General features: G+C 68.8%; 13 protein-coding genes. 8 read left to right on the top strand and 5 right to left on the bottom strand.

The window, feature by feature from the left end; all coding sequences use genetic code 11:
• Positions 1-45 precede the first annotated feature (45 nt).
• The 3 genes from BMY74_RS22845 to BMY74_RS22835 all read right to left on the bottom strand — a co-directional run bounded on the left by BMY74_RS22845 (position 46) and on the right by BMY74_RS22835 (position 2110).
• Positions 46-426 carry a class I SAM-dependent methyltransferase gene (locus BMY74_RS22845; protein ID WP_177229870.1) on the bottom strand — a complete coding sequence of 127 codons (381 nt, stop codon included), beginning with the start codon at positions 424-426 and terminating at the stop codon, positions 46-48.
• A 62-nt stretch (positions 427-488) separates the two neighbouring features.
• Entirely contained in the window at positions 489-896 is a 408-nt protein-coding gene (locus tag BMY74_RS22840) for a VOC family protein (RefSeq protein WP_089919281.1), read from the bottom strand.
• 68 nt (positions 897-964) lie between these two features.
• Positions 965-2110, bottom strand: a complete 1146-nt coding sequence (locus BMY74_RS22835) for an acyl-CoA dehydrogenase family protein (RefSeq protein WP_089919279.1) — start codon at positions 2108-2110, stop codon at positions 965-967.
• A 94-nt stretch (positions 2111-2204) separates the two neighbouring features.
• Between BMY74_RS22835 and BMY74_RS22830 the strand changes: the two genes are divergently transcribed.
• Positions 2205-2864, top strand: a complete 660-nt coding sequence (locus BMY74_RS22830) for a winged helix-turn-helix transcriptional regulator (protein ID WP_218159700.1) — start codon at positions 2205-2207, stop codon at positions 2862-2864.
• A 107-nt stretch (positions 2865-2971) separates the two neighbouring features.
• Entirely contained in the window at positions 2972-3412 is a 441-nt protein-coding gene (locus BMY74_RS22825; protein ID WP_143091669.1) for a DoxX family membrane protein, read from the top strand.
• A 67-nt stretch (positions 3413-3479) separates the two neighbouring features.
• On the opposite strand, the gene BMY74_RS22820 is transcribed toward BMY74_RS22825, so the two are convergent.
• Entirely contained in the window at positions 3480-3854 is a 375-nt protein-coding gene (locus tag BMY74_RS22820; protein WP_089919274.1) for a PH domain-containing protein, read from the bottom strand.
• Between the two features lie 46 nt (positions 3855-3900).
• The gene (locus BMY74_RS22815; RefSeq protein ID WP_089919271.1) at positions 3901-4395 is read right to left on the bottom strand and encodes a DUF6886 family protein; all 495 of its coding nucleotides are present in this window, start codon (positions 4393-4395) and stop codon (positions 3901-3903) included.
• A 19-nt stretch (positions 4396-4414) separates the two neighbouring features.
• Between BMY74_RS22815 and BMY74_RS22810 the strand changes: the two genes are divergently transcribed.
• The 6 genes from BMY74_RS22810 to BMY74_RS22785 all read left to right on the top strand — a co-directional run bounded on the left by BMY74_RS22810 (position 4415) and on the right by BMY74_RS22785 (position 12742).
• Positions 4415-5437, top strand: a complete 1023-nt coding sequence (locus BMY74_RS22810) for a hypothetical protein (RefSeq protein WP_089919268.1) — start codon at positions 4415-4417, stop codon at positions 5435-5437.
• A gap of 487 nt (positions 5438-5924) precedes the next feature.
• A complete protein-coding gene (locus BMY74_RS22805) occupies positions 5925-6902 on the top strand; it encodes an ABC transporter permease (RefSeq protein WP_089919264.1) in 978 nt (325 codons plus the stop codon).
• 16 nt (positions 6903-6918) lie between these two features.
• Entirely contained in the window at positions 6919-7896 is a 978-nt protein-coding gene (locus tag BMY74_RS22800; RefSeq protein WP_218159699.1) for an ABC transporter permease, read from the top strand.
• Positions 7896-10019, top strand: coding sequence for a dipeptide ABC transporter ATP-binding protein (locus BMY74_RS22795; protein ID WP_089919262.1), 2124 nt, complete (start codon positions 7896-7898; stop codon positions 10017-10019). The genes BMY74_RS22800 and BMY74_RS22795 overlap by 1 nt, the downstream gene beginning before the upstream one ends.
• Before the next feature lie 80 nt (positions 10020-10099).
• Positions 10100-11794, top strand: coding sequence for an ABC transporter family substrate-binding protein (locus BMY74_RS22790; RefSeq protein ID WP_245786303.1), 1695 nt, complete (start codon positions 10100-10102; stop codon positions 11792-11794).
• Positions 11795-11863: 69 nt separating this feature from the next.
• Positions 11864-12742 (top strand): hypothetical protein, encoded by an 879-nt coding sequence (locus BMY74_RS22785; RefSeq protein ID WP_143091668.1) that lies wholly within the window; start codon positions 11864-11866, stop codon positions 12740-12742.
• Positions 12743-12751 lie beyond the last annotated feature (9 nt).

Raw genomic sequence — 12751 nt, 5'->3', positions numbered from 1 at the left:
CCCTGCTGAGCGCGCGTCACCTCGCCGACCTCCTGCGCCACACCACTAGACCGGAACGTCGAAGAACGACCGCACCCGCGCACCCGGCGCGAGCCACGGCTCCACCAGGGCGCGGGCGCGGGCGGGATCGCGGTGGAACAGGCCGACGCGCACGGCGAACACGAGGTCGAACCGCCGGTCGCCCAGGTTCACGTCCTCCAGCGACGCGATGAGGAACTCCGCCTTGCCCGACGCCACGTACGGGGCGTTGCGGCGGGTCGCGGCCTCGACCATCCTCACCGAGCGGTCGATCGCGGTGAGCGTGCCGGTGGACAGCAGCTGGCACACCATCGTGGCGGCCACGCCCTGCCCGCAGCCGATCTCCAGCACCCGGTCGCCGGGCCGGATCGCGAGTTGGCCGACCACACCTCTCAGACGCTCGCTCATGATCCCCATGATGCGTCAGCGCGGCGGGCGGGGCTACTCCCGCGGCCCCGCCCCGCCGGTGGTCAGCCCAGACCGCCCAGGTTGACCATCCAGTTGACGCCGAACCTGTCGACGAGGTCGCCGTACTCGTCGCCCCACATCTGCTTCTCGAGCGGCGTGCCGATCTTGCCGCCCTCCGCGAGGGCGGTGAAGTACTGGCGCAGCACCTCGTCGTCGCCCGACAGCGACACCGTGATGCTGGAGCCCTGCCGGTACTCCATGCCGGGCGGCGTGTCGGCGGCCATGATCGTGTAGCCGGCGTCGGTCTCCAACTGCGCGTGCATGATCTGGTCGGCCTGCGGCGTGTCCTGCATGCCGAACTCGCCGAAGGTGTTCATCTTCAGCTCACCACCGAAGACCGACTGGTAGAACTCCATCGCCTCGCGGGCCTGGCCGTCGAAGCTGATGTACGGGTTGAGGCGAGTGGCCACCGGAATCGCTCCTTCTCCGAGGATGGGTCCGCATCGTCGCAAACCCTTGGCACGCCTACAACTTGAACCTATTCCGTCACCCCGGGGTCACCCTGTGCGACCTTGCCCGCGTACACGAGTGTGGCTTCGGGTGTGAGCGGGTGGAACGTTCCGGCACGCACGTCGCGGTAGGCGCGTTCCAGCGGTGAGCGCTTGAAGAACGACCGTCCACCGAGGACCTCCATCGCGATGTCGACGACCTCGATCGCCTCCACGACGGCCTGCCGCTTCGCCAGCATCACCGTGGTCGTCGCCTCCGGGCCCGCCGTGTAGTCCGAACCGAGCTCCTCGATCGATCCCATCAGCGACCACCACGCCGTGCGCAGCTTGTAGTCCATCAACCCGATCTGCCGGGTGGCGTTCTTCGTCGTCGCGCGGACGGCCACGTCCCGCGCGCCCGCCGCGATGCCGAAGTACGTCGCCCCGCACACCGGTGCGAAGTGGACGACCGCGGCGAACAGGGGAGCGCCGAACTCGCCGTACGGACGGCGGGCCGCGATCTTCTCGGCCGGGATGAACACGTCCTCCAGCACCACGTCGTGGCTGGCCGTGCCGCGCATGCCGAGCGTGTCCCAGGTTTCCTCGATGCGCACGCCTTCGGCGTTGAGAGGCGCGCTGAAGTGCAGCACCTCCTCCCCGAGCACGGCGGACGTGGCCACGACGTTCGCGCGCGGCGACTGGCTGCAGAACGCCTTGCGCCCGTTCACGAGGAACCCGCCGTCGACGGGGGTCGCGGTCGTCGTCGGCCACAGCCAGTCCGACCCGCCGCTGGTGGCGATGACCAGGCCTTCCGCCGCCACGCGCCGCAGCACGCCCTCCGCGTCCGGTGCGCCCTTGCGTCTGCGGTAGCCCTGCATCAGCGTCAGGTAGAGGTGCATCGTGACGGCCAGGGCGGTGGCGCCGTCGTGGCGCGCGAGCTCCGCCTGGGCGTAGCAGACCTGGCGCATCGTGGCGCCGAGCCCGCCCAGTTCCTCGGGTACGGCCAACGCCAGGTAGCCCTCCTCGCGCATGGCCTCGTAGGCCTCGCTCACGAACGTGGCGTCGCGGTCGTGCTCGGAGGCGTGGGCCGCCGCGACCGCGCCGATGCGGGCGGCCAGGTCGGTGAACTTCGCGTCGTCTTCCCTCGTGACGGTCGGGAACGTGCCGGTCACACGGGGTGCGTCAAGAGTTGTCATGCGATGAACGTAAGAACCGGCAAGCCCCGCGGGTAGTTCTGAAAGTGAACCGGACGGCGGTAACGAAATGCGCCACCGGGCGGAAACCTCCCCTGTGAGGACCTATGCGCAGTACTGCCCGATCGTCCGCGCCGTCGAGGTGCTGGGCGACCGGTGGACGTTGCTGATCGTGCGGGACATGCTCGTCGGTGCCTCGCGCTTCAACGAGCTCTCCCGCGGCCTGCCGGGACTCTCCCGGGCCCTGCTGTCGCGGCGGCTGCGGCAGCTGACGACCGCCGGTCTCGTGCAGCGCACCGGCGACGGCTACACGCTCACGCAGGCGGGGGAGGCGTTGCGCCCGCTGGTGTTCAGCCTCGCCGACTGGGGTGCCCGTTACGCGTTCGGCGACCCGCGCGCCGAGGAGCTCGACCCCGAGGTGCTGATGTGGTGGATGCACGGCCGCGTCGACACGAGCGGTCTGGACAAGCGCGCGAACATCGAGGTCCGCATCAGCGACCGGCAACGCACGTTCTGGCTCGTCGTCGAACCCGGTGACGCCTCGATCTGCTACACCGACCCCGGCCTGGAGGTCGACGCCGTGCTGGCGTCCGACCTCGCCACGCTCTACCGCATGTGGGAGGGCGAGTTCGAACTGCTCGACGCGGTCCGCGCGGGCACGATCGAACTGACCGGTCAGCGCTGGGTGGTGCGCGGCCTGCCGGACTGGCTCAGGCTCAGCCCCGTCGCGGAGTACGTGCGCGCGGCACGCGTCTGACCAGCTGTTTCGAGGTTTCTCAAGATTTTTCGGTGGTCGTGTCGATCCGGGGTGGTGCCCGTTCGACTCCTCGGTGGAAGGACACGACAGCCCAGGAGGAACCCGAGATGACCGCCACGACCACCACCCCCGCCGCCACCACCGTCCGCAAGTCCGCCGCCGCCCGCCACGCGACGCTCGTGACCCGCGTGCTGACCGGCCTGCTGTTCACCGCGACCGGCTTGAACGGGTTCCTGAACTTCATGCCCGCACCCGATCCGAGCACGATGGCGCCCGCCGGAGTGGCGTTCAGCGCGGCTCTCCACGCCACCGGCTACATGCTGCAGCTCGCGTCCGGCGTCCAGGTCGTCGCCGGTGTGCTGCTCCTCGCCGGGCGGTTCGTGCCGCTGGCGCTCGCGCTGCTGGCCCCGATGGTGGTGAACATCCTCCTGTTCCACGTCTTCCTGGAGCCGAGCGGACTGGTGACGGGACTGCTCGTGACCGCCGCCGAGATCGGCCTGGCGTGGGCGTACCGCGACAGGTTCCGCCCGATGCTGCAGGCCCGCTAGACCCCACAAGGGAAATCCCCCGCGGGCGCGCCGCCGGCGGGGGATTTCCCTTGGCGCTACGGCGTTCCTACCGGACGAAGGCGGCGAGCAGCGCCTGCACCTCGTAGACGTCGACGCCCTTGCCGAACTGCTTGGAGATCGGCACGTCGTGGCTAGAGACCCAGATCTTGAGCTCGGCGTCGAGGTCGAAGTGCCCGGCCGTCTCGACCGAGAACTGCGTGATCGCCTTGTAGGGGATCGAGTGGTACTCGACCTTCTTGCCCGTCATGCCCTGCTTGTCGACCAGGATCAGCCGCCGGTCGGTGAACAGGAACGAGTCGCGCAGCAGCTGGTACGCCGCGTGGATCTGCTCCCCGTGCGACAGCAGGCGCCCGAACTCCTTCGCGGCGTCCCGCGGGTCGAGCTTCGACGCGTTCCCCATCATCCCGCTGAGAAGTCCCATACGTCCACGTTTACCAGGCTTTCCCCGCTTCCGGGCCGCCTCCTGGTCAGCGCGGGAGGGCGTTGCGCAGGCGGATGCCGCTGAAGGTGTGCGGACCGGTCACGACCTCGTCCCAGAACGGCCACAGGCTCGGCAGCAGCCGCAGTTCGATGCCGGCGGCGTCGTGCAACGCGAGCAGGTCGCCGACGGGTTCGGCAGGCCCCAGCGGCGTGACCGGCTCGGTGGCGACGTGCGCGTGGCCGCCGCCCTCACCTTCCTCGCCGAACGGCCGGAACGGTGCCGCGTCGAACCGGTACGCGTACAGCTCCGCTGTCCGCATCCGCTCGAGCCACCCGTGCTCGATCGCGTGCACCCTGGCCGTCGGGGAGATCACCAGGACTCGCGGGCACTGCCGCGGGAACCAGTAGTCCGGCGCGCGGTGCGCGTCCACCGCCCACACGTACGCATCGGGCTGCCGCGCCGTCGCCGCCACGTGCGGGACGAACCGCGTGAGCGGCGGGTCCTCGGAGAAGTGCATGACCTGACCGGGTTCGGGGCGCATGTGGTCGATACTGGCCCGCATGCGGAGGCTGACGCTCGCGGTTTTGCTGGTCCTCACCGGCTGCTCCTCAGGCGGTGCGGACAACACGGCCGGATTCACCGCGGTCGACCTGACGGCGACGCCGGAAGCGTTGGCGACGCACGGGGAGACGCTGGTGATCGGCACGCGTCCGTCCGACCACCCGGAGCTCGTGACGCGGGCGAAGGACGGCACGACCACCAACTCCCGGCTGACCCCGGCGACGCCGTACGGCAAGGAGGCGCACTGGTACGGCCTCACCTCCGACGGCACCACCATCACCGGTGTCGGCGGTGAACGGGGTGGCGCGCACGGCAACGTCCGCTGGAGCGCCTGGACCGGCGACACGCGTGCGATCACCGAGCAGCCGCAGGCCTTCAGCACGTTCGGCGGTTACGGCGCGGGCGAGCTGATCGGGCCGGTGCGGACGAAGAACGGCCCGCTGATCATCGGCACGTGGCAGAGCGACAAGGCCGGCCTCGACATCGCCGCCTGGACCTACGCGGCCGGCACGTGGACCCGCCGGCCGTCCGCCGGCACCGTGCTGGAGAGCTCGCAGGAGCTCCTGCGCTTCCCGCTCGCCGTCACTCCGGACGGCGACGGCGCCCTCGTCGTGGGCTGGCAGATCGCGAAGGGCGTGGTGAGCGCCGCGGTCTGGCGGTTCGACGGCAGCACCTGGACCACCGCCGTCCTCCCGGACGGCGACGCCGCGCTGGCCGCCCGCTGCTGGGACGGCACCTGCCACGTCGTGGGCCGCGCCGGGGGCCGGCTGGCCTGGTGGACCGGTCCGGACTGGAAGAAGGTGACGACGCCGGACGTCCCGGTCGGCGACGACCAGACCCTCACCGCCCCGGTGCCCGTCGACGGCACACCGACGCTGTTCGTCGACCACGGCGGCGTGAAGCTGGTGTCGGAGAAGGGGGAGCGCCCCGCGGACGGGCCGTCCGGCGCGGTGGTCGCGGTGGAGAGGGCGGGAGATCAGGTGTTCGTGATCGCCGGCGGCCGTTTGTGGCGCCTTTCTTAGGCTCACCTAAGCCATCTGGCCATGTCAGATGTGACGCGGTTCACGCCGTTCGGCCTAGTCGCCCGTGAGCTGCTCGGACGTCCGCCCTGCTCCGCGTCGGTGCAGTAACGGTGCACACCTGAAGCGCTTCACAGCGTGATGTCCGGTTTCCGATCACATTGCGCTGCTTGTCTCACATCTTCTGGTCAATGCATTCACCCAGATGCGTCACATGCATCCGTGGTGAGACAGAACTTCACGCGGAAAACAGCGATCCGGCCGCACAATGGTCACGCTTGAACACACAATTCACGAGAGTCAACTGTTGATGCGGCTGTTCCACCGGCCAATCCTTCACGCATGGGTGACTATGGCCCGGTCAGTGGGCCTCCGCCGCATTGGTGGGGGTGGGCAGCGGTCCGCCGGATCGGCGGTTAACCTCTTGCAACTCGTCCACTGCAATCCAGTGAGCCGACGTCGCAACCACCGGGGAGAGGACTGAACACGGGTGGCCGGATTTCTGTTGCGGCGGTTGGTCAACTACGTGGTGCTCGCCCTCGTGGCGACGTTCCTCGCGTTCACGTTGGCCTCCGCCACCTTTGACCCGATCGGGGTGTTGCAACAACGCAACCCACCGCCGCCGGCGGCCTCGATCGAGGCGAAGAAACGAGACCTGCACCTCGACCAGCCGATCCCGCAGCGGTTCGTGACGTGGATGGGGGGAGTGGTCCAGGGCGACTTCGGCCGCACGATCACCGACCGCCCGATCACCGACGAACTCGGCAGGCGCGTCGGCGTGAGTCTGAGGCTGTTCCTGCTCGGCATCACGATCGGCATCCTGTTCGGCGTGCTGCTCGGCGTGGTGAGCGCGATCAGGCAGTACAAGTTCAGCGACTACTTCGCGACTTTGTTCAGCTTCGTGTTGCTGTCCACACCCGTGTTCGTGCTGGGCACGCTGCTCAAGATGGGCGCGCAGGGGATCAACGACTCCATCGGCACGAACGTGCTGATCTTCGTCGGTGAGACCACCCCCGGTTTCCAGGGCAACTGGTTCGAGCACCTCGGCGACCGGCTGCAGCACCTCATCGTGCCGACGCTCGCGATCGCCCTCGGCCAGATCGCCTACTACAGCCGCTACCAGCGCTCGTCGATGCTCGACGTGCTCGGCAGCGACTTCCTGCGCACCGCCCAGGCCAAGGGGCTGACGCGCCGCAAGGCGCTGTTCAAGCACGGCCTGCGCACCGCGCTCATCCCGATGGCGACCCTGTTCGCGTTCGGTTTCGGCCTGCTCGTCGTCGGTGGCACGTTCACCGAGCGGATCTTCGGCTGGTTCGGCATGGGTGACTGGCTCGTCACCGGCATCTCGGCGCAGGACACGAACATCACCGCCACGGTGACGCTCTTCGTCGCGGTGTGCGTGCTGTTCTCCGGCTGGCTCGCCGACGTGCTGTACGCCGCGCTCGACCCCCGAATCCGCGTGAACTAGGCAAGGTGACGACGACGTGACCGTGATCCTCAACGAGGGCGACTCCGCGGGAACCACCGGCGCCGCCTCCGGCAGCCCCGTGGACGCGGCGCCCGAACCGGGCAAGGCGATGACGCGCGGCAGGCTCGTGCTGATCCGCTTCGCCCGCAACAAGCTGGCGCTGGTCGGCCTCGTGCTGATCGTCGCGATGTACCTGATGGCGTTCGTGGGCCCCTTCCTGACGAAGTGGAGCTACGACCAGCAGGACTACACCGCGTTCCTGGAGCCCCCGTACTCCGAGCACATCTTCGGCACCGACAAGATCGGTACCGACATGTTCGCGCTGACCATGCGCGGCCTGCAGAAGTCGCTGATCATCGGCCTGCTCGTGGCGCTGATCTCGACCACCGTGGCCGCGATCGTCGGCGCGGCGGCGGGCTACTTCCTCGGCGTGGCCGACAAGGCGCTCATGTGGGTCGTCGACCTGCTGCTGGTGCTGCCGTCGTTCCTGATCATCGCGATCCTGAGCCCGTGGTTCCGCGGCAAGTCGTGGTTCCTGCTGGTGCTGATGCTCGCGGCGTTCCAATGGATGATCACCGCCCGCATCGTCCGCGGCATGACGCTGACGCTGAAGGAGCGCGAGTTCGTCAAGGCGGCCAAGTTCATGGGCCAGCCGGCGCGCAAGATCATCGCCAAGCACATCGTGCCGAACATGGCGTCGCTGCTCATCATCGACGCGACCATCAACGTCGGTTCGGCCGTGCTCGCCGAGACGGGCCTGAGCTACTTCGGGTTCGGCGTGCAGTCGCCCGACGTCTCGCTCGGCACCCTGATCGGCCTCAACGCCGAGTCCGCGACGACCTTCCCGTGGCTGTTCCTGTTCCCGGCGGGCTTCCTCGTCGTGTTCGTGCTGGCGGTGAACTGGGTCGGCGACGGGCTCCGCGACGCGCTCGACCCCACCTCCACGCGCGTGCGCCGCAAGGAGAAGAAGGACACCAAGGAGAAGGCCGCCTGATGACCACCTCGGAGCTCCAGTTCGACACTCCGGCCGACCGCGTCGTCGAGGGTCCGGTCCTGCAGGTCGACGACCTCCACGTGTCCTTCCCGAGCGAGGCGGGCCGCGTGCGGGCCGTGCGCGGCCTGAGCTACCACGTCTCGCCCGGTGAGGTCCTCGGCATCGTCGGCGAGTCCGGTTCCGGCAAGTCCGTCTCGTCGCTCGCGGTCATGGGCCTGCTGCCGAACTCGGCGCGCATCACCGGTTCCATCAAGTTCCAGGGCCGTGAGCTGATCGGCCAGAGCGACACCGAGCTGTCGCGGATCCGCGGCCGCCGCATCTCGATGGTGTTCCAGGACCCGCTGTCCGCGCTGACGCCGGTCTACACCGTCGGCGACCAGATCGCCGAGGCGATCCTGGTGCACCGCAAGGTGTCCAAGTCCGCTGCGGCCAAGCGCGCGGTCGAACTCCTCGACCTCGTCGGCATCCCGAACGCCGCCGAGCGCGCCAAGGCGTTCCCGCACGAGTTCTCCGGCGGCATGCGGCAGCGCGCGGTGATCGCGATGGCGATCGCCAACGACCCCGACCTGATCATCGCCGACGAGCCGACCACCGCGCTCGACGTGACGGTGCAGGCGCAGGTGCTCCAGTTGCTGGAGACCGCGCAGGAGGTCACCGGCGCGGGCATCGTGATCATCACCCACGACCTCGGCGTCGTCGCCGGGTTCGCGGACCGCCTGATGGTCATGTACGCGGGCCGTGCCGTGGAAAAGGGCAAGGTCGACGACATCTACCAGCAGCCGCGCATGCCGTACACGCTCGGTCTGCTCGGCTCGATCCCGCGTCTCGACGTGAGCGAGAAGCAGGCGCTCGTGCCGATCAAGGGCAACCCGCCGTCGCTCACGGACCTGCCCCCGGGCTGCCCGTTCGCGCCGCGCTGCCCGATGGTCGTCGACGCCTGCCACACCGCCGAGCCGCCGCTGGTGGACGTCGACGGATCGCTCGAGCACGCCGCCGCCTGCATCCGCACCAACGAGATCGCGGCGGCGGACGGCGAGGGCGCCGAGGCCGCCGTCGAGATCTTCGGCGCCGAGGTCGCGGACGAGCCCGAGGTCGCGAAGATCCCGCGCGAGCAGCGCGAGGTCGTGCTGGAGCTCGACCAGCTCGTCAAGGAGTACCCGGTCAACAAGGGCGTGGTGTTCAAGCGCCGCGTCGGCACCGTGCACGCGGTCGCGGGCATCTCGTTCGACGTCCGCGAGGGCGAGACCCTGGGCCTCGTCGGCGAGTCGGGCTGCGGCAAGACCACGACGCTGATGGAGATCCTCGGCCTGCAGAAGCCCATGGGCGGCGAGATCTCCGTGCTGGGCACGAACGTGTCCGATGTGGACAACAAGCGCCGCTTCGAGATCCGCCGCGACATGTCCGTCGTGTTCCAGGACCCGATGGCGTCGCTCGACCCGCGGCTCACGATCAACGACTGCATCGCCGAGCCGATGCAGGTGCACGGCTACTCGAAGGACGAGATCAACCGGCGCGTGCCGGAGCTGATGCGGCTCGTCGGCCTGCGTCCCGAGCAGCTGTCGCGCTACCCCGGCGAGTTCTCCGGCGGTCAGCGCCAGCGCATCGGCATCGCGCGGGCGCTCGCGCTCGAACCGAAGCTCGTCGTGCTCGACGAGCCGGTGTCGGCGCTGGACGTCTCCATCCAGGCGGGTGTCATCAACCTCCTGGAGGAGCTCAAGTCCAAGCTGGGCCTGGCCTACCTGTTCGTGGCCCACGACCTGTCGGTGGTGCGCCACATCGCGGACAGGGTGGCCGTGATGTACCTCGGGAAGATCATCGAGATCGGCGAGGTGGACTCGGTCTTCGAGGCGCCGCGCCACCCGTACACGCAGGCCCTGCTGTCGGCGATCCCGATCCCCGACCCCGTCAAGGAGCGCCAGCGGGAGAGGATCATCCTCACCGGCGACCTGCCGAGCCCGGCGAACCCGCCGTCCGGCTGCCGCTTCCGCACGCGCTGCTTCCTGCACGCGCAGCTGCCGCCCGAGAAGCAGCGCCAGTGCATCGAGGTGGAACCGCCGCGCGAGGTCCAGGCCCCCGACCACGAGGCCGCCTGCCACTTCGCCCAGATCCGTCAGGTCCTCTGATGCATCCGTCGCCTCAGAAGACCTACGAAGGAACAGTGTCCCCGGCAACTGGTGTCCGGGCACGAGGGAGGTTCACGACAGTGAGTCGACGTACCACGGTGGGAGTGTCCGCGCTGGCCGCGGTCGTCCTCACGCTTACCGCGTGTGGGGGGCCCAGCAACAACGGCGGCAACTCCGGCCTCAAGGGCGCGGACAACACGATCGGCCAGGCGGACGTCAACCCGCAGGACGCGTCGAAGGTCAAGGACGGCGGCGAGTTCCGCTGGCCGGTCGACCAGTTGCCGGACAACTGGAACTACAACCAGCTCGACGGCACCAACGCCGACGGCCGCCGCATGATCGACACGGTGATGCCGAACCTGTTCAAGCAGAAGGCCGACGCGACGATCGAGGTCAACAAGGACGTCCTCGACGACGCGAAGCTCGCTTCGAACGACCCGCAGGTTCTCGAGTTCAAGATCAACCCGAAGGCCAAGTGGTCGGACGGCACCGCGCTGTCCTACAAGGACTTCGAGGGCATGTGGAAGGCCCTGAACGGGACCGACAAGGCGTTCGAGGTCGCGAGCACCACCGGGTACGAGGACATCGAGAAGGTCGAGAAGGGCGCGACCGACCAGGACGTGAAGGTCACGTTCAAGAAGAAGTTCGCCGAGTGGAAGGGCCTCTTCACGCCCCTCTACCCGGCCGCGCTGACCGCCACGGCCGACGAGTTCAACAAGGGCTGGGCCGACGCCCCGAAGATCACCGCCGGTCCGTTCAAGATCGGCACGATCGACCGCACCGCCAAGCTCGTGACCGTGGTCCAGGACCCGGCGTGGTGGGGCCCGAAGCCGAAGCTCGAGAAGATCACGTTCCGCCAGGTCGACCGCCCCGCGCTCGCGGACGCGCTCGCCAACGGCCAGATCGACTTCTTCGAGATCGGCTCCAGCATCGACCTGTTCACGCGTGCGCAGTCGATGCAGGGCGTGACGATCCGCCAGGCGATCACGCCGGACTACTCGCACATCACGTTCAACGGTGCGAAGGGCGCGATCCTCGAGGACCCGAAGGTCCGCGTCGCGCTGCAGCGCGGTGTCGACACCAAGACGATCGCCAAGGCCCTCCTCGGCCAGATGATCAAGGGCGACGCCCAGGTCACCGGTAACCACTTCTTCCTGCTCGGCTCGGCCGGCTACAAGGACAACTCGTCCGTGGCGTCGTACGACAAGGAAGCCGCGAAGAAGGAGCTCGACGCGGCCGGCTGGAAGCTCGAGGGCGAGACCCGCAAGAAGGACGGCAAGGAGCTCGTGATCCGCTACGTGATCCCGACCCCGAACCCGACCTCGGACCAGATCTCGAAGCTCGTGCAGTCGCAGCTCAAGGAGGTCGGCGTCAAGGTCGACATCCAGGCCGTGCCGTCCGCCGACTTCTTCAAGCAGTACGTGAACGTCGGCAACTTCGACATCACCACGTTCCGCTGGCTGGCCTCCGCCCTGCCGATCTCGGACAGCAAGGGCATCTACGGGTACGACCCGAACAGCACCAACCAGAACTACGGTCGCATCGGTTCGGACGAGGTCAACAAGCTCCTGGAGCAGGCCAACGGCGAGCTCGACGACACCAAGCGCCTCGAGATCGCGAACGAGGCCGACAAGAAGATCTGGGAGCTCGGCGCGCAGCTGCCGCTGTACCAGATCCCGGGCGCGGTCGCGATCAAGAGCAACGTCGCCAACATGGGCGCCGTGGCGTTCGCGAACCGTCCGTACGACTACATCAACATGGGCTTCACCTCCTGATGTAGCCAGTGTCGTGAACGGCCCGGCGGGTCTCTCCGCCGGGCCGTTTCCTTCTGTTTGGAGCTCGTCTTGCTGCGTTCCCGGGTTCGTGCGTTGCGCCACGGTCTGCTCGCCACGGCGGTCGTGCTGGTCGTGTGCTTCGTGGTCGCGTTGTTCTCGTGGCTGTCCTATTCGGACTCGCGTGCGACGCTGACATCGCTCACCGCCCGCGCCACGGGTGAGGTCGTGTCCTTCGCGGACGGTGCGGTCGAGGTGCGCTGGCCGACCGGGAGCGCCCGCGTGGCGTACGAGAACGGCGACCGGGTCGTGGGCAAGCAGACGCAGATCGCGTTCGACCCCGCCGACCCGTCGCGTGCCGTGATTCCGGGCTCGGACCTGTTCCTCGAGACCGACCGGGCGCTGGGCGGCGTGACGTTCTCCATCGCCGTGGCGGTGCTGGTGCTGCTCGCCGGTGCGGTGCGGGTGCTGCTCGCGGTGCGCTCGGCACGCGCTCCTGCCGTGACGGTCTCGGTGCGGCGGATCCGGTTGCAGTCCGGCCTGATGGTCCGGTCGTGGCTCGAGATCGACGGACCGGTCGAGCGCTGGCTGCCCGTCTACTACGACCCCGTGCTCGTGACGCTGCCGTCGCCCGTGGACGTCGAGCTGCGCGGGGGCCGTGTCGCGGTGGTCGACGGCGTGACCGTGTACCCGTCCGGCCGGGCGGTGACGAAGCACCCGCGCGGCCGCCGTCTCGACAACCCCGTGCGGCCCGACCCGGAGACGCGCGCCCCGCGTGGCCTCGGCGCCCAGCTGCGGGTCGACGCGGTGTTCCTGGTGCCCGCGCCGATCGTCGGCCTGTTCTGGGCCTACCTCGACGGCAGCGGGTTCACCGGCTGGATCACGGCCACCGTGGTCGCCGCGGTGCTGGGTCTGTGGTGGGGCGCGTTCCGCGGGTCAGATCCCTCGTAATGTTTTCGC

Source organism: Lentzea albida (assembly GCF_900111005.1).
GTDB lineage: Bacteria > Actinomycetota > Actinomycetes > Mycobacteriales > Pseudonocardiaceae > Lentzea > Lentzea albida.
This window is presented reverse-complemented; position numbering and strand designations above follow the sequence as displayed.